The organism is Flavobacterium longum (genome assembly GCF_965137575.1).
GTDB classification, from domain to species: Bacteria; Bacteroidota; Bacteroidia; order Flavobacteriales; family Flavobacteriaceae; genus Flavobacterium; species Flavobacterium longum.
In genome coordinates, this window is record NZ_CBCRZJ010000003.1 from 338,408 (window position 1) to 360,227 (window position 21,820).

19 protein-coding genes and 1 pseudogene are annotated in these 21,820 nt (G+C 50.3%); all 20 read right to left on the bottom strand.

Annotation, left to right across the window (positions count from 1 at the left end; all coding sequences use genetic code 11):
* Positions 1-4: 4 nt before the first annotated feature.
* The 20 genes and pseudogenes from ACM9J1_RS07180 to ACM9J1_RS07275 all read right to left on the bottom strand — a co-directional run bounded on the left by ACM9J1_RS07180 (position 5) and on the right by ACM9J1_RS07275 (position 21,818).
* Entirely contained in the window at positions 5-2,374 is a 2,370-nt protein-coding gene (locus ACM9J1_RS07180; RefSeq protein WP_415581353.1) for a GumC family protein, read from the bottom strand.
* Positions 2,371-3,129: a polysaccharide biosynthesis/export family protein gene (locus ACM9J1_RS07185; RefSeq protein ID WP_415581354.1), complete on the bottom strand. Its 759-nt coding sequence runs from the start codon at positions 3,127-3,129 to the stop codon at positions 2,371-2,373. Before ACM9J1_RS07185 ends, ACM9J1_RS07180 begins: the two co-directional genes overlap by 4 nt.
* Positions 3,130-3,205: 76 nt before the next feature.
* Positions 3,206-5,146: a polysaccharide biosynthesis protein gene (locus ACM9J1_RS07190; RefSeq protein WP_415581355.1), complete on the bottom strand. Its 1,941-nt coding sequence runs from the start codon at positions 5,144-5,146 to the stop codon at positions 3,206-3,208.
* 42 nt (positions 5,147-5,188) lie between these two features.
* A complete protein-coding gene (locus tag ACM9J1_RS07195) occupies positions 5,189-6,322 on the bottom strand; it encodes a DegT/DnrJ/EryC1/StrS family aminotransferase (RefSeq protein ID WP_415581356.1) in 1,134 nt (377 codons plus the stop codon).
* 65 nt (positions 6,323-6,387) lie between these two features.
* The coding region (locus tag ACM9J1_RS07200) for a sugar transferase (RefSeq protein ID WP_415581357.1) at positions 6,388-6,654 on the bottom strand (267 nt) is incomplete at its 5' end.
* A 1-nt stretch (position 6,655) separates the two neighbouring features.
* A pseudogene (locus tag ACM9J1_RS07205) lies at positions 6,656-6,939 on the bottom strand (sugar transferase); the annotation flags it as partial.
* A 3-nt stretch (positions 6,940-6,942) separates the two neighbouring features.
* Positions 6,943-7,959 (bottom strand): ATP-grasp domain-containing protein, encoded by a 1,017-nt coding sequence (locus ACM9J1_RS07210; RefSeq protein ID WP_415581358.1) that lies wholly within the window; start codon positions 7,957-7,959, stop codon positions 6,943-6,945.
* Positions 7,959-8,954 (bottom strand): 2-hydroxyacid dehydrogenase, encoded by a 996-nt coding sequence (locus ACM9J1_RS07215; protein ID WP_415581359.1) that lies wholly within the window; start codon positions 8,952-8,954, stop codon positions 7,959-7,961. The genes ACM9J1_RS07210 and ACM9J1_RS07215 overlap by 1 nt, the downstream gene beginning before the upstream one ends.
* Positions 8,955-9,146: 192 nt before the next feature.
* The gene (locus tag ACM9J1_RS07220) at positions 9,147-10,307 is read right to left on the bottom strand and encodes a pyridoxal phosphate-dependent aminotransferase (protein WP_415581360.1); all 1,161 of its coding nucleotides are present in this window, start codon (positions 10,305-10,307) and stop codon (positions 9,147-9,149) included.
* Positions 10,307-10,903: a sugar transferase gene (locus tag ACM9J1_RS07225; protein ID WP_415581361.1), complete on the bottom strand. Its 597-nt coding sequence runs from the start codon at positions 10,901-10,903 to the stop codon at positions 10,307-10,309. Before ACM9J1_RS07225 ends, ACM9J1_RS07220 begins: the two co-directional genes overlap by 1 nt.
* Positions 10,904-10,928: 25 nt before the next feature.
* Positions 10,929-12,074 (bottom strand): glycosyltransferase family 4 protein, encoded by a 1,146-nt coding sequence (locus ACM9J1_RS07230; protein WP_415581362.1) that lies wholly within the window; start codon positions 12,072-12,074, stop codon positions 10,929-10,931.
* Complete coding sequence (locus tag ACM9J1_RS07235; RefSeq protein ID WP_415581363.1) at positions 12,074-13,066, bottom strand: glycosyltransferase family 2 protein; 993 nt, start codon at positions 13,064-13,066, stop codon at positions 12,074-12,076. The genes ACM9J1_RS07230 and ACM9J1_RS07235 overlap by 1 nt, the downstream gene beginning before the upstream one ends.
* Positions 13,059-14,015: a DUF6625 family protein gene (locus ACM9J1_RS07240; protein ID WP_415581364.1), complete on the bottom strand. Its 957-nt coding sequence runs from the start codon at positions 14,013-14,015 to the stop codon at positions 13,059-13,061. The genes ACM9J1_RS07235 and ACM9J1_RS07240 overlap by 8 nt, the downstream gene beginning before the upstream one ends.
* Complete coding sequence (locus tag ACM9J1_RS07245) at positions 14,012-14,923, bottom strand: glycosyltransferase family 2 protein (RefSeq protein ID WP_415581365.1); 912 nt, start codon at positions 14,921-14,923, stop codon at positions 14,012-14,014. Before ACM9J1_RS07245 ends, ACM9J1_RS07240 begins: the two co-directional genes overlap by 4 nt.
* Entirely contained in the window at positions 14,920-16,020 is a 1,101-nt protein-coding gene (locus ACM9J1_RS07250; RefSeq protein WP_415581366.1) for an EpsG family protein, read from the bottom strand. The genes ACM9J1_RS07245 and ACM9J1_RS07250 overlap by 4 nt, the downstream gene beginning before the upstream one ends.
* Positions 16,017-16,934, bottom strand: coding sequence for a hypothetical protein (locus ACM9J1_RS07255; RefSeq protein WP_415581367.1), 918 nt, complete (start codon positions 16,932-16,934; stop codon positions 16,017-16,019). The genes ACM9J1_RS07250 and ACM9J1_RS07255 overlap by 4 nt, the downstream gene beginning before the upstream one ends.
* Positions 16,935-18,365: an MBOAT family O-acyltransferase gene (locus ACM9J1_RS07260; RefSeq protein ID WP_415581368.1), complete on the bottom strand. Its 1,431-nt coding sequence runs from the start codon at positions 18,363-18,365 to the stop codon at positions 16,935-16,937. It abuts the gene before it with no gap.
* Positions 18,362-19,570: a glycosyltransferase gene (locus tag ACM9J1_RS07265; RefSeq protein WP_415581369.1), complete on the bottom strand. Its 1,209-nt coding sequence runs from the start codon at positions 19,568-19,570 to the stop codon at positions 18,362-18,364. Before ACM9J1_RS07265 ends, ACM9J1_RS07260 begins: the two co-directional genes overlap by 4 nt.
* The gene (locus tag ACM9J1_RS07270; protein ID WP_415581370.1) at positions 19,567-20,664 is read right to left on the bottom strand and encodes a glycosyltransferase family 4 protein; all 1,098 of its coding nucleotides are present in this window, start codon (positions 20,662-20,664) and stop codon (positions 19,567-19,569) included. The genes ACM9J1_RS07265 and ACM9J1_RS07270 overlap by 4 nt, the downstream gene beginning before the upstream one ends.
* Positions 20,661-21,818: a glycoside hydrolase family 88 protein gene (locus ACM9J1_RS07275; protein WP_415581371.1), complete on the bottom strand. Its 1,158-nt coding sequence runs from the start codon at positions 21,816-21,818 to the stop codon at positions 20,661-20,663. Before ACM9J1_RS07275 ends, ACM9J1_RS07270 begins: the two co-directional genes overlap by 4 nt.
* Positions 21,819-21,820: the final 2 nt, after the last annotated feature.

Here is a 21,820-nt window from a genome sequence, read left to right on the forward strand (position 1 = left end):
TTTTTTACTTTTTCGAAAGTCTTTGGTACCAAGGCTTTTTCTCCTCCGGCTTGCCATAACCGTAGCCGTACCCATAGCCGTAACCGTAGCCATAGCCGTAGCTTTTCGAATAGTCCAGGCCATTGAGCAGGATAGACATGTTCGGTAGTTTGCTTTCGCGGTGTAGCGCTTCCGGAATAGACAACGCGCCTTTTTTCAAGTAGTTTGCGCGAACGGCGTAGACGAAGACATCTGCGTATTGCTTGAGCAGCAAAGTGTCGGTAACCAAACTCACCGGCGCCGTGTCCACAATCACGTAATCGTAGTCTTGTTTCACCTTGGCGAAAACCTCGGCAACTTTATGGTTGTTGAGCAATTCGGCCGGGTTTGGCGGAATCACGCCCGATGGCATCACCCAGAAATTGTCGAAACCGTCTTGTTTATAAATAATGTCACTCAAGGCGTATTTGTCGCTCGACAGGTAATTGCTCACCCCAACATTTGACTTGATATTGAGGTATTCCGTGAATTTCGGATGGCGCAAATCCATCCCCATCAAGAGCACCTTCTTGCCGTAAAGCGCGAGTGTTTTCGCAAGGTTGACCGAGATAAACGTCTTGCCTTCCTTCGGCATGGTCGAGGTGATGAAAATGGTTTTCGCCACGCCCGGCGTACTTTGGGCCAACATAAATTCGAGGTTGGTCAGGATAATCCGGAAAGACTCTGCGGTAGCGCTGCGGCTGTCCAGTTCGGCATCAGACGATTCTTCAGACAACGGAATATCGCCCAGGTACGGAATTGACGTATGCTTCTCGACATCGTTCCTTGAATGTATTTTGTTGTCGAGCAAATCCAACAAGAAAATGATTCCGATCGGCAAGAGCAAGCCCATCAAAATTGCCAAGAGGTAAATCATCCGCGTATTTGGCGACACCAATCCGTTGGTGTAAGCGGCATCGATCACTTTCGCTTTCGGCGAGGTCACCGCCAACGAAATAGCCGTTTCTTCGCGTTTCTGCAACAAATACAGATACAATGATTCCTTGATTTGTTGCTGTCGCGCGATGACTTTATACTTGCGCTCGTTGGTTGGCACCTGGCCGACTTGCCCAGCAAAAATCGCTTCCTGGCGTTGCAGATCACGCTGGTTGATCTTGAGCGAACTCATGATGTTGCTCAAACTTTCCTGAATGCTGTAACGTACGCCGCGAAGTTGCTCGTCCATGCTGATGACGCGCGGGTTTTTTTCGGTGCCTGACGTCAAGATTCGTTTGCGCTCGAGCACCAATTTGTTGTATTCGTCAATCAGTCCGGACGCTGCCGATGCATTTCCTGCCGCAGACAGCACATTGGCCGGAATAAGATCCTGGTTGGTGACTTTTTTGACCAAATCCAGCATGTAGCCGGCCACTTTCATCTGTGTTTCATTCTCGGCGACCGCTTTCTCGTACGCTGCAGACGAATTCAGGCTCAGGCTGGCATCCGAAGTCAAGTCCGTCAATCGGTTGCTTTTCTTGAACACCTCGGCATTGCGCTCTACGCTGTCGAGTTCCTCAGAAATAATGATCAGCCTTTTGCGGATGAATTCTGAGGTATTTCGGGCGATGATGTTCTTGTCTTCGGCCGCGTCGTAATTGTATTGCTGGATGAGTGCGTTGAGGAAATCGACCCCTTTTTCCGGGATCGGATCGGTCATCGAAAGTTTGATGATACTCGTTTTCTTGCCCGTCGTTTCCACGTTAAGGCGTGCGTTGTACGATGCCGCCTTTCTTTCGATGGACGTGATTTTAACCGTAATCGGGTTGTCGGAAATCGTCTTCTTGAAATTGTTGACAATGATGAACGTGCCCCAAGCCGTGTCGATTTTCTGGCCGAACGAATACAGTTTCGGGCTTTCCTTCAGGTTTCCGGAGAGTTCGAATTGCTTTTCGGAAACCGGCTTTACAATGAATGTTGCGTCCTTATGGTAGAAGGCGTCTTTCTTGTCGGTAAACAGCACCTTAATCGGCGAATTCTTATAGGATTCAGGGCTGATGATGCGGCCTTCCACAAAATACGACACGTTGAATTCTAAATCCTTTATGACGTTCTGCGACAACGTCCTGGACTGTAGGATCGCGATCTCATTGTCGATGGTATTCTTGCCGCCGGTGATGATGCCCAAATCGGCGAAAGCGTCCAGTTCAGAACCGCCTTTCTTATCGTCCTTGATCAAAATCGTGGCCGACATGCCGTACTGCGGCACCGAATAGCGGATGTAGAAAAATGCGCCCACCAAAGCCAGAACCACCGAAAGGACAATCCATTTCCAGTGTTTGATGAACTTGAATAACTGCTCTTCCAGGTTAATGGCCTGTTCGGGTTGCGACGAAGAATTGTTTAACGGTTGCATCATAACCTGGTGATAAGAAGCGTAGTAGTGATAAGGAAGCTGATGATCGAAATAATGGTCGTGACGTTGCTGCCAATAGCCGTAGAATCAACCTTGGCACGGCGCGGCTCCACGTAAACGACATCGTTTTGTTTCAGATAGTAGTAGGGAGAATTCACGAAATCGGCCTTGGTGATGTCCACCCGGACGGAACTTCTCTCGCCGTTGTTTTCGCGCACGATCAAGATGTTGTCGCGCATGCCGTACAAAGTCAAATCGCCAGACATCGCAATGGCATCGAGCAACGTCAATCGGTCACTGTCGAGGCTGACGCGTCCTGGCCTGTTCACTTCGCCCAAAACTGTAACCTTAAAATTCAGGAAACGGAGCGTCACTACCGCATCCACGACATAAGGTTTCAACATATTGCGAAGCATGTCGCTGAATTCTGAACGGGTAAGCCCTGCCACTTTGATCGGGCCGAGCACCGGATATTGTATCATGCCGTCTTTGGTCACGAGATAAGCCCTTTCGCGAGGCTCGTTCCCTACAAAGCCTTGCGAGGCAACCTGCGGATTAAACGGCTGTGCAGCTTCCTGATTTTGAGAGGTTACCGTAATATAGAGTAAATCGTCCGGCTGGATGATGGGTTCGTAGTTGGGCAGCGATGAACTTCCGGATCCCGAATCGCCTTGCAGGTAAACAATTTTTTTCTTCGACACACAAGAAACGGCGGCAAAGAGCATGAAAATGTAGAGTACGTATTTTTTGAAATCCATAGGTTTTGCCGGTTAAGCTTAACGGCCCGCAAATATAAGATAAATCTCGGTCACCGAGCCACAAAGACCGCATTTGTCATTGGTCGAGCATTTGGAACATCGAATTCAAGCTCTTGAATTCCGGAACGATTTTCTTCATCTTAAAGACGATTTCGTCGTTGGTGATGTACTTGGCGGTTTCGCACAAATCTTTTATTGACATGCTGACTTGTTCAAAATCGTCGGCCGGATCGATGGCAATCATGATCTGGTCGTTGTGCGTCGGCAGCGTTTTAGACGTATCGTTGAGCAATTCCTCAAATAATTTTTCACCCGGACGAAGCCCGATGATCTTGATCTCGATTTCCTTGCCCGGCGTATATCCGGCCAGCCTGATCATCTTTTTGGCCAGGTCGATGATTTTCACCGGCTCGCCCATATCAAAGATGAAGATTTCGCCACCGTTGCCCATCGTTCCGGCTTCCAACACCAGTTGGCAGGCTTCGGGAATGGTCATGAAATAACGGATGATTTCCGGGTGCGTAATCGTAATTGGGCCGCCTTCCTGGATTTGTTTGGTGAATAATGGTACAATAGAACCGTTAGAACCCAATACATTCCCGAAACGCGTCGTGATGAATTTCGTGGCGTTGTCGCTTTCCTGCTGAAGTTTGTAATGTAAAGACTGGACGTATTTTTCGGCGATTCGCTTGCTCGCCCCCATGACGCTGCTCGGGTTTACGGCCTTGTCGGTGGATACCATGACGAAACGTTCCACTTCATATTGATTGGCCAGATCGGCGAGGTTCATCGTCCCGAAGACATTCGTGCAAACAGCCTGCGACGGATTTTCTTCCATCAACGGCACGTGTTTGTAGGCCGCCGCATGATACACAACATCGGGGCGGTACGTCCTGAATACATTTTCGATCACGTCCCAATTGCGGATATCGGCCAAAACCGTCTTGATCTTAACGGCTGGGTTCAGCCCATTGATTTCCAGCGCCAAGTTGTGCAACGGTGTTTCCGCCTGGTCGAGCATCACGATTTTCGATGGCCCGAACTCAAGCACCTGACGCACGATTTCGCTTCCGATAGAACCGGCCGCGCCCGTGATGAGCACTTTCTTGCCCTTGAGTTGCTTGGAGATTTCGTCCATGTGCAAGTCAATCGGTTTTCGCTCGAGCAAGTCCTCGATTTCGAAACTCTTTACTTTTTTGGAGATGTGGTCTTGGTCTTCCCAGTCGGTAATCACCGGAACGGTAAACACCTTGAAATTGTATTCAAGACATTCTTCCACGATGGCTACGATTTCCTCACGCGATAAACCTTTCTCGGCAATGATCAGCGCTTCGGCCTTCATGGCGCGCATAATCACGTGAATGCTCTTGTTCTGGTTGACGATGGGCAAATTCAAGATGCGTTTCGAGGTCTTGTCCTGATGGTATTTATCGATGAAACCGCGAAGTTTAAAACGCGCCGGGGTTTCGGTCTTCAAGGCGTTGGCGATGGAAATCGCGTTGGCATCTGCACCGTAAATCACGAGCGGCATCAACTTTTTCGCATCGACCGAATTGGCGTACTTCTCAAAGAAATGCTTGACCAAAATCCTGAACAAGAACAGCAACAGAAACGAAATCACATAGCTGATGAACAAACCAGTGTTCATGTATAACTGTTGCCCGAACACCAACAGCCACGACAAATTGATGGCCGCCAAAGCCACGAAAGCCGTAGAAGTTGACACCAGCAATTTTACGCAGTCGATGAATGTGGAATGCCGGATAATGCCCGCGTATGTGCGATACAACAAAAAGAAAAACGCATTGACGAAAATCACGAGCGCATACCGAACCGGCATGTTCAGGTTTTTGTAGAAGTTTGCCGACAAGCTTTCGACGATGAAATAGGTCACGACGCTCGCTACAAAAACGATGAAGACATCAATCAAAAAGATGATCCAGCGGGGCAAATAGCCCATATTCCGGAATCTCTTTTTGGAGATCTTGGCCATCATATATTTAAATGCAGCGTTCATTTTGGTGTTTCAGGGATTTAAAATAATACTTTTTATTGATAATCAGCTAAAAAAAGCATCAAATGTTAATTTTATCCTATCGCGGTCGGCGTCGCTGAGATTAGAACCCGACGGCAAACACAAGCCGTTGTTGAACAATTCCTCACAGACTTTTCCGCCATAGTACGGATACTTTTCAAAAATCGGCTGCAAGTGCATCGGCTTCCACAATGGGCGGCTTTCAATGTTGGCCGCCTCAAGCGCCAGCCGCAGACTTTCGCGGTCTTTCCCAGATGCCGGATCTACGACGATGGCAGACAGCCAATGGTTGGAAACATAATCTGGACCCGGTTCAGAAAAGACAGACACGCCCTTAACGCCCGCAAAATAATTCTTGTAAAACCGGTGCATGGCCTGCCGCGCCGACACATGCATTGGCAAGACTTCCATCTGCCCGCGCCCAATTCCCGCGCATATATTGCTCAGGCGGTAATTGTACCCGATTTCACTATGCTGGTAGTGCGGTGCATTATCGCGTGCCTGTGTAGCCAAGAAAACAGCTTTGTCCTTGATTTCCCTACTTTTGGCCACGATGGCGCCGCCGCCGGAGGTCGTAATGATCTTATTCCCGTTGAACGACAACACGCCGATATCGCCCAGCGTACCGCAACTTTTACCTTTGTACGTGCTGCCCAAGGCTTCGGCACTGTCTTCCAGCACCGGAATGTCGTATTTCTTGGAAATGGCCAAAATCTCGTCGGCCTTGAACGGCATGCCGTATAAATGCACGGCGATGATGGCTTTTGGTTTCTTTCCTTTGGCGATGCGGTCGGCAATTGCCGTTTCCAAAGCCTGCGGACACATGTTCCAAGTTTCGGGTTCGCTGTCCACAAAAACCGGCGTTGCGCCCTGATACAGAATAGGGTTGCACGAAGCCGAAAACGTAAAACTCTGACAGATGACTTCGTCGCCGGCTTTTACGCCCAGCAAGACCAATCCCAAATGGATGCCGGCCGTGCCCGAAGACAAAGCCGCCACATGCAAATCATCGCCTAAAAAACCGGCAAGATCGTTTTCAAATCTGGTAACGTTGGGGCCGAGCGGCGCTACCCAGTTGGTATCGAACGCTTCCTGTACAAATTTCTGCTCGCCGCCGCCCATGTGCGGAGACGAAAGCCATATTTTGGGTTGACTCATAAGCTTTTGAAAATCGGTACAAAAGTAAGTGAATCAGGCCAATCCGCAGTCGAAATTGTTAAAAATTATTTGGTGCCGAATGCCGTGCGCCACATGATTTTTATATCGCCGAAGAAAGTGCGATGCCTGTAGTAGTCAAGGTTCATTTTTACCTTGTCCGGAAAAATCACCTCATCGTTGTATTGCAGCGGATGGGGCACCGATGACAGAATTTTCTCCTCATTGAAATACTTGAGCGACGCTTCGCTGGTTAAGCCCGGCCGAAGTTCGAGGATTTTACGCGCCTCGCCTTCGAGCTTGTCATAATAACCGGGCACGTCGGGCCGCGGCCCNACGAAACTCATCTCGCCGATCAGTACGTTAGCCAGTTGCGGCAATTCGTCAAACTTGGACTGCCGGAGAAAACGACCGATGGCCGAAATGTGCCCGGTTTTAGGATGCATCGTCCGAAATTTGAAAATCGTGAAAGTCTGTCCGAATCGGCCAATCCGGATTTGGTTGAACAACCCGCCCGATTGGGTGTCGATGGCCGCCACAACCCAAAGCAAAAGTAGGAACCAGCCCAGCAAAAGCAGCAGCAAACAGGACAACGCCATATCGAACAGCCGCTTCGCCACCGCTCAATCGCCTTTAACGGAAATCAACGTATCGCACTTGGCGAACACTTGGTCATACTGCCTTGAAAATCGGGAGAAGTCGAAATCGTCGCCGGCCAGCCAAGCCAGGATGGCTTCGGGAAAATGCCCGCCGGACATGTGCGTAAACGGATAGCCGCCGCCAAACCTCGGATTCAACTCAAGCAAATAGTATTTTCCGTCCTTTACAAAAAAGTCACAGTCCAAATTGCCGATGTGGCCCAGCGCGTTGCCGAGTTTTTGCCCGATGGCTTCCAATTCAGGCATGTTGCGCAGCACGGCTTTGTCTGTCTCGCCGGCACGCATCGCCAGCTTTTCCTTGACATATACGGCTCTGGTGTTGCCATTGAAATCGTTGAGGATGTCCACCCCAAATTCTTTCCCGCCGATTTTTTCCTGGATGAGAATGGCGCGGTCTGCGTCGGCTTTTGAGGCTTCTGACAGAATGGAACGCATCACGCGCGTCTTTTGCAATCGGTAGGACAACTCAAGTTCTTCCCTGTTTTCCGGAAAATCGATTCCGATGGAAGCACTGCCCCAACGCGGCTTGACCACGAGCGGAAACTGCAGCTCGCCCGAATCGATCGCGGCCTGCGCCGCTTCCAAGGTCAAATACGTTTTGGGTTGCGCGATGCCGATGGACTGCCCGAATTCAAAGGTTTTCCATTTGTCGAAACAGATATCGATGACGCGATCCGGCGACACGATAATTTTTACGCCGATGGCTTCAAATTTCTCGCGGACGGCCGCCAAGACAGGCAATTCCAAATCGTTGAGCGAAATCACCGCGTTGACTTTTTCCTTTTTGCAGATGTCGAGAATGGCATCGGTGTAATTTTCGGCATAAACAGCGGGCACAGCGTAAGTGACATCGGCCATGGCGAGCGCTGGAGCAGAAAGTTGCATGTCGGCGCCGATGATGTTGCCTTTTCCGGCCAGCGCTTCCTTGAAAAATTGCAGCAGATAATGCCGGCGGCCTGCGCAAGTAAAGAGAATGTTCATCAATATTTGTGGTTTAGGGAAACAACATTTTTGAGCAGACGGCCCGCATGGAGATTATTGAGGTTGTCAATCGCGTCGTCCAGGTGCCAGAAACCGCTGTCGGCGTAACCCGCGCGGTGTGGCGACATCGTGACGTTGTCCAGTTCGTGGAATTTATTTCTCGCCGACGGAAAGGTCTTATCCTCGCCCGCTTTCGGGTAATTGTACCACACGTCGAGCGCCGCGGCACCGATGCTTTTGTCTTGCAAAGCCTTGTATAGCGCTTCTTCGTCTATCAATTCGCCGCGCGAAAGATTGATGAGTACGGCCTTTTCGTTCATGCCCGATAAAAAGTCCGCATCCACGATGTTCCGGGTTTCGGGCGTCAAGGGTAAAACAAGGAATAAAAAGTCTATACCGGCCAATTCGGCTTGGATGTTATCGACCGTAAAATAATCGGCGGCGTAACCGGAAACCGGCGTTCCGCTGCGGCTGAACACTTTGAAATGACAGCCAAACCCAGAGAGCATTTTGTGCAGTTGCTGCCCAATAGCGCCAAAACCCACAAAACCAACCGTTGACCCGATGACCATTTTTGAAAACGGCGACACGGCATTTCCGGTAGGTTTTACGCGGTTCCATTCGCCGGCGCGCATCTGCCGGTCATGGTAGGAAATCTTCTTCGCGGCATCGAGCATCATCGCCACGCCATGCTCGCCCACAATGACGGCGTTGGAGTGCGAATTGGCCACCGTGACATTGTATTTCTGAAGCAGGTCGAAGTTCAAATTGTCTACGCCTGTCCAAGGAATTTGCGCCAATTTGAGGTTTTTTGCGGCTTGCAGGATCGGCTCGGCGAGGTTGCCACCGAAAAGCACGTCTGCGTCTGCGGCGGCTTCGGCGATGGCTTCGGGCGTGAATGCCGAAGGTGTAACGATGTGGATGCCTGCGTCGATCCGCTCGGCGATGTATTGCAAATCAGTATCGAAAAAAGGTTTGGTGAGTAGGACTTTCATGGTGTAGGCTGGATCAATCGTCTATTGAATTTTTATGATTTCTTATGGCTTTTCCGTAACGCGGACCGCTTCACTTTTTGTAGGGATAATACCGCCCCTTCCCTGACGGTAAGATCGGCATACGAATTTATTGTCTGGTGCGGCAAAACCGCCTCGTTTGTTAAATCTAACGATATTCCCTGCCGCAATCGGCTATAACGTTTTGATGAAATCTTCCATCAAGCGCAATCCTTCTTCCACAATTTTATCATCCGTGGCAAGCGAAATCCGGACATGGTCATCCCAATGGTCGCCGAATGCAATACCCGGTGTCGTGGCTACGCCGGTGGCTTCAATCAACCGAGCGCAAAATGTATTGGAATCCATGCCCAGTTTTGAAATGTTCATGAACGCAAAAAATCCGCCTTGTGGCGCAATGCCCGAAACCTTGTCGAGCCGTCCAATCATATCGTTGTACAACTTGAACCTGGCCGACAACTTCCCATTATAGTCCACCAGATAATCCTGCGAAATGTCAAAGGCTTTCGCCATACCTTCCTGAATGAAGGTACACGTATTGGTGTTGGTATGTTGTTGGTATTTCAACAGGTTGTGCTTGAATTCCGATGGAAAACACGCGTAACCCAAACGCCATCCGGTCATGGCGTGCGATTTCGAAAAACCATTGATTGTGATGACGCGCGTGGGTTTTTCCTCCAATGAACCGATGCTGAAATGCTTGTTATCGTCCAACACCAATTTCTCGTAAATCTCGTCCGACACAATGTAAAAATCAAGTTCCTCGGACATGGCGAACAACTCGGTTAATTGTTCTTGGCTGAGCATGTAACCCGCAGGATTGTTCGGGCTGTTGACAATGATGGCTTTTGTTTTTGGCGTCACTTTCGCGCGTATTTCATCGAGTTGCAGCGAAAAATCCACTTTGCTCACATCCACCGTCACGACTTTGCAATCGTATTCTGCGATATAGACTTGCGGCACGAAACTCACGAACGACGGATTGATCACGATGATTTCGTCGCCTGGTTCCACCATGACCATCATCATGTGCTGAAAGGCTTGCTTGGCGCCGGCGCAGACAATGATGTTGTCTGCCGTCGCGTTGATACCGTTCTCGTTTTTCAGCTTGGCCGCAATCTTCTCCCGGAGCGATTGCACGCCCATCGGGCTGGAATAGTTGGAATTCTTTGTCTGCAATACGGCGACAGTCGCGTCAATAATGGGCTGCGGCGTCCTGAATTCCGGCTCGCCCAGACCCAATGAGATGATCGGCAAACCTTTCTTGCGCCGCTCGTTGGCGGCTTCGGCGAATTTAAGCGTAATCGACTCTCCTATTTCTTCCCTGAATAACATTAGGCAAATGGTTTTACGGTGTTGTTTTGGTCTGCGTTCACGTCGCTTCCGCGGACGACTTTCCACGCGGTCTGGAACAATATCTTGACATCGAGCCAGAAAGACTGGTGGTTCACGTACCAAACGTCCATCTCGAATTTCTTTTCCCACGAAACGGCATTGCGGCCATTGACCTGCGCATAACCCGTAATGCCGGGTTTCACGTGGTGGCGTTGACGCTGTTCTTCGGTGTAATGCGGTAAATACCGAACTTCCAAAGGCCGCGGCCCAACAAGTGAAATGTCGCCTTTCAGGACATTGATGAGCTGCGGAATTTCATCGAGCGAAGTCTTGCGCATAAACGCGCCGGTTTTGGTGATGCGCTGCATGTTGGGCAACAGGTTTCCGTTTTCGTCACGGTTGTTGTTCATCGTGCAGAACTTGATGACGTTGATGATTTTTTCTTTGTAACCCGGTCGCGGATGTACGAAAAATATCGGGCCTTTCGTGGAAACCTTCACCAAAATCATGCACACCAAAAATACCGGCGACAGCAAGATAAGCCCGACAAGCGCGGCCATGAAGTCAAAAAAAGGTTTGATGATGTTTCGGTACATGTGCCACAAAAATAACGAATTATTGTCACGCGCCGGCCACAATCCGGTATTCTTCCAAGATGGCGTTCCAGACCGTTTGCTGCTCGTAACGCGACGCGATAAGCCCTCGTGCGCTTGCGGCCATTTGTTCCCGCAATCCGTCGTCCTCCAATAATCTTTGCATCGCGGCGACCAGTTTCGCTTCGTCTTTAGGCGGCACGATCAAACCATTCTCTCCGTCAATGATGATTTCATTTGCGCCATTGATGTCCGTCACGATACTTGGCAAGTCCATCGCGCCGGCCTGCATGACCACGTTCGGGAAACCTTCGCGGTAACTCGGCAGGACGAATACATCGGCCAAGGCCAGAAAAGGACGCACATCGATTTGGTAACCAGCCGTAATAATCTGTGGCGTGGTTTCGATGGTTTTCAGCGTGAGCGGATCGATTGGGTCGAGGTGCGATTCAAACCGGCCGAGCAACAATAGTTTTGCATTCGGATGGCTTTGCAACAAGGATGAAAATGCGTCCACGAGTTCGCGGATGCCTTTGTCCTTAACCAATCTGCCCACGAAGATAAACACGAAATCGTCGGGATCGATTTTCCATTCCTGGCGTAAATCGCGTTGTTGCGACGAAAAAAGTTCCGAGTCGTAATGCGCGGTATCGATGCCGTTCACGTTGCCGTTGGCGATGATTTTCAAAGGCTTTTTCGTGATGTTGAATTTGATCAAATCGTTCCTTACGCCTTGGCCTTCCGGGAAAATATGCGTCGCGAAACGGCACAGCAACCGGTCCATGGCAATCAGGATTTTTTGCTTGATGCCGGTTTGGGTCGGAAAAATTAACCCGGTAAACATATGGATGCGCACCGGAACACCCGCGAATTTGGCAGCCATCATGCTAAGCAATCCGGCCTTCGGTGTAATGGAATGGACGATATCAGGTTTTTCCTTTTTGAAAAATCTGTACAATTTCCAGAGCGACGCCAAGTCTTTAAGCGGTGCAATTTGCCGCTGCATTTCAATCGGGTGTACGCGCACGCCTTCACGGCTTTCCACCGACCGCAGCCGTTCGCCTTCGCCGGAAACGGCCACAACGTCATAATACTGATTGAGGAATTTCAATTGCCCGCGCAACAAACTGTCGAGCGAAATCGGGACGGTCGAGGTGCGGATGACTTTTTTCATCAGAACATTTTTTCCTTGCGTTTGTATATGGCGCCCGAAAGCCGCGCCGCGCCGTCAATCCCGAGGATTTGACACAAAATACGCAACACCTTTAGTTTGGTATGGCGGACGTATTTCGTGACCGGAAAGTTCTTTTTCATGCGTTCGCGAACGGTTTCCTTGGCGCTTTCGTCGAGCTTTGAATAAGACACGAACGACGTAAAATAGTAGTAGCCGAGATTGTGCAACAGCATGTTTCCGAGCGCCTCTTTATGATTGAGTTTGGGCCGCCAGTCTTCAATGATCGACATGATGCTGTTGATGCCTTTAAGCCCAGCATTGTTGCTCACCGACGCCGACTGGTTCTTGCGGTAGGCGTAAAAAACACCGTTCACGGCGTCAATCGAATGGGCGACGGTAAATACTTTCGCACACCAGTCAATGTCTTCGGCGATGATGCCCGTGCGAAACGCCAAGTGGTTTTGTTTCACGACGTCAGCCTTGATGGCAAAAACCCAAGCCGAACCGGGAAATTGCCCGTTTTCGACCAGGTATTTCACCGTACCCAAATAGTCGTTAGGGTTGATTTGCGCCAAGTCATAATTGCCCCGCTGGATGCTGGTTTTGCCGTTGAGCATGTTGTAATTCTTGCCGTTGTACAAGACAATATCGGTGGCGGTTTTCTGAATGGTTTTGTACACTTCAGACAGCAAATCGGGGCTTTCGATGTAATCATCGCTGTCCACGAAAAGTAAATACGTTCCGGCTGAGGCGGCGATGCCTTCATTTCGGGCTGTCGATGCGCCGCCGTTGGGCTTGTCGATGACTTTGATCCGGAAATCCTTGGCCGCGTAGGACTGGCAGATTTCCAGTGAATGGTCGGGCGAACCGTCGTTGACCAGAATGAGCTCGAAGTCGGCAAAATCCTGCGCCAGTACAGATTCAATGCATTGCGGCAAATACTGCGCAACATTGTACACCGGCACGATAAGGCTGAACATCGGGTTAGCCATAGACTTTGTATTTGAGCCTGAATTTGAGGCTATTGTATTTGACTTTGAAGAATTGGTTGTTGAACCAATAATGTCTGTAATGCGCGTTGAAGTTCTCGATGGTAATCGGTTCATCCAAACTGTCAAACGACTTCGGGTTGATCAAAAACCGCTGAGGGAAAGGCTTCGTGAGGTTGAGCGCCATCTTTCTTTTCTGCAGATGGACGTACAGGAATTCTTCCTTGACGAGTTGCTTTTGTTTGATATAGTAGCGATACACGTGGCCGTCTTCCCAGGTGAAAATCTGCCGCTTCACGCCATCGAGCCGGTAGCGTTGTGTGTCAAAATCCAAGATCGACAGCCGGAAGTTGGTATGATACGGATCGATGTCGGCCGCAAAACTTTCGGTAAACATCGGCCAGCCGTGTTCCATGAAAATGTTGTTGATGCTGCCGTCGAATTTCTCGTCGAACGCAAAACCAAGACGATTGGTCAAGACATGGCGGTACCGCAATTGATCGTCCACTTCTTCCATGAAGCGGCGGTTGTTCTCGGGTGTGTTGCGGAACAGCGTCAAATGCCCAAGTATAAAAATTTTGTCGATTCCCTCAAACTTATCGTAATCGATGAAGCGGTCGAAATTGCCCCAAATGATGTCCGGATCGCAATGGCCCCAAAAATCGTAGCCGTCCAGATGGTTTTCGAAAATGTAGCCGTATGCGGGCTTGAAATCGCAGAGTTTGTGCTTGCGCTCGAGGTTGAGCCTGATGTCGAAACGGGTTTGCATCCGGGCTTTCATGTCTTCCCAACTCATGTGTATGACTTGCATGTTCGGCGGGAAATCGCGTGGCGTGGTATCGTCGGTGAACAACAGCCAGTCTATGGACGGATTCGCCTTGACCGTGTGCAGATACAGGTCAAAATAGTTGGGCAACGTCCCGAAGTACGGCAAAATCAACAGTGTTTTCATGACACCATTTTTCGGTTTTTATAAATCGTCAGCAGGTGCAACGCGATGCCGAACGGAATGGCCGCCAACACCATGAGCCAATTCCTGCGGCCTTTGAAGAAATTCCACTGGCCCAGAATCAGGCAAGCGTTGATGTAATGGATGGCTTGCGTGAACCGGATCTTGAACACGGGTGCCATGTCCATCATCAGCTCGCGCAAATGCTTGAATCCTTTCGGGTTGCGCACGTATTGGCGGTACATCTGCACGCTCGAACCATCGGGCATGTATTCTACGATGCAAACGGATTCGTTCAGGATCAGGATGCGGAAATCGCGCTCGATGAAATGTTGCTTGTAGTAGAGCGAGTAATACTTTTCGCCTTCAAATACCGGAATGGGCGGATATTTCTTCAGGATTTTCGTGACGGAAATGAACTTCTTGTCGCCGCATACAGGAATGACCTTGCCGTTGTCGTCGATGATGACTTTGCAGCCCCAGCCCTGGAACGATTTCAAATCGTCCGGAAACGGTTGCCCGATGATTTTGCCATGCTTGTCTTCGTCCAGCGCGTAAATGCCGCCTATGCCGTCTGCCCGATGGCTACTCCAGAAGTCCAGGATTTTATCTATGGCGTCGGCCGAGACCATATCGTCCGAATCGATGCACATGTTGAGTTCGGTGTTCAGTCGCTCATAGGCCGCGTTGTGCGCCGTGTGCATGCCGCCGTTGGGCTTGTAATAATATTCGATTTCGACTTTCCCTTCGGCGATCCAGGAATCGACGAGCGTTTTGGTGTTGTCCGACGAGCCGTCGTCAATGATGAGCCACTTGAAATCGTTGTTGCGCTGTGCAACCAAGCTGTCGTACAACTGTCCGAGACAGTACGCGCGGTTAAACGTCGGGGTATAAACGGTGAGTGTTTTCATGAGCCGGACAAAATGACGTTCAACAGATAGGTAAAGGCGAAATACAGCAATACGATCGTGCCGACCACACGGTGCTGCCGGGGTACGATGACGTTCTTGAGCATCGGGTAAATCAGCACGACACCGAGCATGAACCACGAAAGGTACGCAAAGCGATTCGAGAAATTCGCCCGGATAATCAAGATCCAGACGCCGTTGGCCATCAAGTAGGTATTGAAAATCTTCACGTACAACGGGTCGTTGAAGCCTTTCTTGATGACGTAATACCAACCGGCAAAAACGCCTGTCATACTATACATGATGAAATCCCAACGGAAGCCCGTTTTCACGATGGACGCGTCGTCGAGCATGGACGTATCGGTGCCGAGATAGCCCGCCAATCGGTCTTCTTCCACAATGCCGCTGGTCAAAAAGAACTGTTCGAGCGCCGAGCCCAGCAACAATGAAAACGGGATGCAGAACAGCCAAAACAGCAGATAAGCCTTGGTATTGCGGTACATGGTCGCGCCAAAAAAAGCGACCGCCGGCAAGAGCAACGACTTGTGAAACAAAATGGCCACGACCATCAGCCCGGCAACGACGATTTTCTTGTCGAAAGCGATGGCATAAAGGAAAACGGAAGTCGCAATGCCGTTGCGGATGCCGTTTACGCCGTACGTCAGAAACGAAAACGAAATCACGAGCATGAAAAAAGCGTAGAACCAATATTCCTTAAAGACCTTTTTCGCGAACAGATACAGCGGCAAAATATATAATACCGTACAGGCGAAAAAGTACATCGTAATGGTCATGAACTTGGCGCTGAACAATGTAAAGAGGTCGAACAGCAAATCCTTGCTGGTGAAAATACCGCGGCGGAAGTTGTTGAAATCCAGCGCATACAGCAACATGTCACCGAACTTGGCGTTCACGGGCCGCAACCCGATGTAGAGCAGCAAAAATACCAAGAGCACGTAGCCGGTTGTATTCTTCGCCTGCAGATTTCCGTTGGCATCAAGGGCCAAACGCCCGGCCTGGACAAACACCATCAGCACGAAAGCCATCAGCACGTGATAGTAAATCAACGGATACAACTCTATGGGAATCAGCGTATTCACGGCTTGCGGTATTTATTGATGGAATCGCACAGATGCGCGGTGAACACTTTTCCGCCGAACTTGTCCAAATGGTTGCCATCGTAGGTACGATACACGTCTTCACGTACAAAATTCAGGTACGGCACGCCGGTTTTGTGGGCGATGGTTTCAATATCCTGATCGAACCCCAGCCAGAACTGGTCTTCGATGGCCAGCAATTTCGCATCGATGGGCGTGCGCACCAAAAATATTTTCCCGTGCGGTTTGAGTTTTTCGATGAGGATTTGCAGGTCTGTCTTCCGGTAATCACACCGCTTCCAATGCTTCGCGAAGTCGCGGTAAATCCGAAGTTGGTTCTTTTTCCAATCGGCCAACATCAGGCTGTCGGTGGGCAAGTTGCTTTCTTCGAGCCAGCCGTCTTTGTGCAGCATCGAACTTTTCCGGATAATGGATTTCAAGTGCAGAAACCGGAAATTCCGGATGAAATATTCAAAGTTCGGGTTCATGGAATCAAACCACATGTTGTGCGGCGGCGAGGTTTGTTCCTCAAAAAATCCATTGGCCACATTGTCTTTCTCGCGCTGGGCCAACAACCACGGATCAACCGTCAGGATGAACAATCCGTTTTTGGTATCGGGTTTTAATTTCTTAAGGATGCTTTCGGTATAAGGTTTTCCGTATGCGGCCTGCGAAATCGTGAAACTGTAGTTGAACATCGGGCCATCGAATTCATTTTTACGGAAATACGAATCGATGACGCGCGGTTGAATGCCTTGGTGCGCCCGCGAATCGCCGATGATGAATGACGATTGCTTGCCCACGGTGAACTTCTCGTAGAAATAGTCGATGTAGCCGCCGTAGCGCAAGAGCACGAACGAGACAATCGCCAGTACGATGCCGAAAAACAGGGCCGATTTCCACAGGAATTTCCTCATCTAGAACTGGAAATAAATGAATGAGTCCGAACTTGCCCCGAAGAGCAAAATGATGACAAAGATACAGACATAAGCCGCCCAACGCAACGGCGTCGATGATACATTGCCCAGTTCCAAGCCGTGCTTCTTGCGGCGTTGCAACCATTCCACGGCCAGCAGGATCAGGATAAAGATAAAGGGCTTCAAATCAATTTCGGGTTTGCCAGCCAACGAAGGCGTAAACATCCGCTTGATGTAATGCAACGCTTCGGTAACCGATGCCGCGCGGAAGAAAATCCAGGCCAGCGTCGTGGCGGCAAACGTGATGGCGATCTGCATGATTTCCTTGACCGACGGCAGGAATGAATCCTGCGCCACGGTGTCGGTATTGTTGCGGTTCATCTTGAAAATCACCAGCGGCATAATGTAAATCGCGTTGAGCAAACCCCAGATAATGAACGTCCAATTCGCGCCATGCCAGAAACCGCTCACCAAGAAAATAATGAGCGTATTGCGGATCTGCATCTTCATGCCGCCTTTGCTGCCGCCCAGCGGAATATACAGGTAATCGCGGAACCAAGTGGAAAGCGAAATGTGCCAGCGTCGCCAGAATTCGGCGATATCGCGCGAGAAATACGGGAAGGCAAAATTCCGCAGCAGTTCGACCCCGAAAAGCCGCGCCGTGCCCAGCGCAATGTTGCTGTAACCCGAAAAGTCGCCGTAAATCTGGAAGGCGAAAAACACCGCGCCCACGGCCAGCGAACCGCCGTTGTATTTGTCCGGATTCCCGAAGACTTCATTCACCACTACGGCGCAATTGTCGGCCACGACCACTTTCATGAACATGCCCCAAAGGATTTGGCGGCAACCGTCTGCGGCCTTGGCGTAATCAAACACGCGCTGCCGCTGGATTTGTGGTAACAAGTGCGTCGCCCTTTCAATCGGGCCGGCCACCAGAAGCGGGAAGAAACAGACAAATACCGAATAATCCACAAAGTCTTTTTCAGGTTTGATCTTGTCGTTGTAGATATCGATGACATAGGACAAACCGTGGAAGGTGTAGAATGAAATCCCGACAGGCAAAATCACGTTGAGCGTCGCAAAATCGGCATGCATCCCGAAGCCCGAAAGCAGATCGGCGAACGACTCCGCGAAGAAATTGTAGTACTTGAATACGCCCAAAAATCCGAGATTGACCGTCACGCTCAGCCAGAACCAGAAGCGCTTCATTTTTTGGCTCGGCGCTTCGGCCATTTTGATCCCGGTGTAATAATCGAGAATCGTCGAGAAAATCAGTAGGAATAAAAAGCGCCAATCCCAACAGGCGTAAAAGTAGTAGCTCGATACCCAAAGGATGATGTTCTGCCAGCGCGCATTGCCTTTGGCCGCGAACCAATACAGCGCGAAGACCAACGGCAAAAACAGTAAAAATTCGAACGAGTTAAAAATCATTTGTTCCGGGTTATGGGTTCCAGATACGCCGCCGCCACCTGTCGTAAATCAAATTTGGCGAGCAAGGCGGCCTGGTGTTCCGCTAGTGTTTTGGTGTATGCATCGGTGCCGAGTGTTTCCTGCAATGCATCGGCGTATATTTTTTCTTCTTCCGTAACCACACTGGTATCCGGAATGTTCAGCCTGCCCTTGAAAAATGGCGGCGTGACGATTCCGGCTTCGGTGCGTGTCAAGGCTTTTGTTTCTTCCACATCGACCACGCGCATCAATTCCGTAATGCCCGGCGTAAAGGCCGAAACCACCGGAATGCCGAGCGCCATCGCTTCCACGACCACGTTCGGCGTGCCTTCGTAATACGACGACAAAGCTACGACTTTTGCCCGAGCCATGTACTGGTACGGATTGCTCCGCCGGCCCAGAAAATGGATATTCGAAATCTGGTGTTGCGCGATTTGACGCTCCAAATGCCGCGTTACTTCAGGGCTGCCATCGCCGATGAGCACCAGTTGCGCGTCAGGACGACGCTTCTGCAACAGCCCAAAAGCGTTGACCAAATGCCACGGCGCTTTCTGGACAGACATTCGTCCGAGAAACAAAACCACTTCTTTTTCGAACAACGCCACATCTGCAGCGGGCAAATCCTCCGCTGATTTCCGACGGATTTCCGCGACATCGTGCGGGTTGTAAATTACTTCCAGGTTGTCAAACGCATAGCCGCAGTTGGCCAACAAGTCTTTGCGGATGGCGTTGCTGATGCACACGACTTTATCGAAATTCCGGTACGACTTCCGGAAGGCGCGCTTGAAAACCTTGTTGAGGAAATTCTTGTTCTCGAACTCGATGCTTTTCACGGCATGCATGCTCGCCACCTTGAACTCCTTGGTGCGCGTCCAGGAACTGAACACGTTGGCCATGTCGCCAAACGCGATGGAATGGGTAATGCTGTATTTTTTGATGATGCGCCGGATGTATAACGGCACCGAAAAGTAAAACCTCATCCTGCGTTGCATGGTCATACCGGAGAAATCGACCCCGGAAAGGAACAATTCGTCGTCCCCGAAATGGATGATGTCCGAATCGAGCTTGATGATTTTCAAGGCTTTCACCTCGTAGCCCAGACTGCGGTAATGGTTGTAGAAAGTAAGGGCAAGGCGTTCCATCCCGCCGACACTTCCGTAGGGCATGATGAGTAGTATTTTCTTCATGCGGTCAGCGATTTAAAGAGTGCATCCCATTGCGGGACGATGATTTCGGGCAAATACCGTTTGACATTTTGCTTGGCGGCTGCGCCCATTTTACGGCGGCGGTTGTCGTCTTCGATCACCGACAAAAGCCTTTCCGCGAAAAGTTTGACGTTGCCGTTTTCCACTAAAAATCCGTCTTCGCCTTCTTTGATAATGTCCGACGGGCCGCACGGGCAATCAAACGACACACATGGCACGCCGCACGCCATCGCTTCAATCAAGACCATTCCGAAACCTTCGAAACGGCTCGAAAAGGCAAAAACCGATGACGACAAATATTTTTGGTCGATGTCCTTCACGGGATTGAAAAACGATACAACACCTGAAATGCCCAGCGCATCGGCCATCATGTCAAGTTTTTGCGCCGGATCGATGGTGCCGTAAATCTCCAGCTTCCAATCCGGATGTTTTTCATGGACGATGTTCCAGCTTTGCAACAAGCGGTCAAACCCTTTTTGGAAACCTTGTTTGCCCACCGCAATGACTTTCTTTTCGGTGAGCGACGATGACTCGACAGGGTAAAAAGACAGCGGGTTGGCGATGACCGCCATGTTGTTGAGTTGCCATTCCTTGGTATTTTCGTGGGTGAGCACCACGAACTTGTCGAACCGCTTCCCGAGGAAATTCATCAGCTTGAATTGCGCCGCCATCAACAGCATCCGCATCGCCGAAGGGTTTTCACCGAGCGCAATCACTTTGGAAACGTGCCGTTCGTACACCATTGCACACGGCTTCCGCAATAAAATCGGCAGGAAAAATCCTTTCAGGCCGTCGTCGCACACCGAAATCACATCTGGCTTTACCGCCGCAACGACTGATTTTATTCCTTGATGGTAACTTTTAAAATACTGGATTGGGTTGCCGCCCACCGCAATGTCGTGCATGATGATTTTTGGGCTGAAATCGTAAAACGGTTTTGCCCCGCGGTTGTTGAGCGTCAGGATGTGTACATCATAGCCGAGCTGGTCGGCCAAATAACTGACCTTGACCGAAAGCACACGCTCCAGCCCAGCCGCGCCTTTGACGCCATTGGTGATGTACAATATTCTTTTCATGGATAAAAAGCGGTGCGTAATGCGAATCCTTGCGCAAAAGGTAAAATCCCGAATGCGTGCGAATACATCCCGATGCCTTTGGTGTCGCCTTGCGCAAGATCAATGGCGCCGTCGCGTTTGGTCACCGACATCAGGTGTTTCAGGGCTTTCCCGACGGCAATATCGCAATCCGGTTTCAAGGTGGGAATGGCCGACGCATTGGCAAGAAACCAAGCCAGCGTAGCCGTTGCCGATGAGTCGGGTGTTGTATTGTTGTTGGTGATAAGCCAGTTCCACGCACCATAGTCCTGTTGAAAATCCATGGCGGCGCGGGCGAATTTTACCACACTTTCGGTGAGCATTCTTCTTTGCGGATGTGATTCGGGCAGCGCGGTCCAGGAATCCATCAGGCCAATCGCGTACCAGCCCAAACCCCTGCCCCAGCCATACAATCCGGCGGTCATGCCGTTCTCCACGTTGTAGGTATGGCACGGAATGAACTTGCCAGGATACATGCCGTGTTCGTTGTAAGCGGCAATCTGGCGGCAGGCCAAATCAATGGCATTAGCATTCCCGAACGCCATGCCGTAGTTCATCAGGAACGGGCAAATAAACCCGATGGTGTCTACGTAGCGGTAGGCTTTCATGTGTTTTCGGTATTGCACCGTGCCGTCGACGCCTGTCAAATCTTGGATGAGTTGCCACATCGCATCGTAAGCCGGCTTCATTTGCTGTGGGTTGCGCCACGTGGCTTGGGTGAACGCATAAGCCAGAATGACGCCGTCAATTTCCTTTGGTGTCTGCTTCCACTGCCCGCTTTGACTGATTTTCGAATCGATGAAACCGTCAATCTTTTGGCGGATCTTGTCATCGCCGGTAGATTCGTATTGTTTAATCAGCCCGAGTAGCAACGCGGCGTGCTGCCAATGTTGGATGGCGTTGCGCTTGTAATTGCCCTTGAGCATGTCAATGACGATAAGCCTTTTGTTGTCGGTGAGCGGAATGGTAGGTGTTTTTTTGAGCCATTGGAGCGACTTTGTGGCAACAGCCTCTCGCCACGCATTCCGGTCTGTCCAACGTCCAATCTTGATGCGGCTTTGCCAGATGTAAAATTGCGGCCACCAGTCGATGGCCAACACCACAAACACCAACGCGAATAATATGATAAAAGCCATTG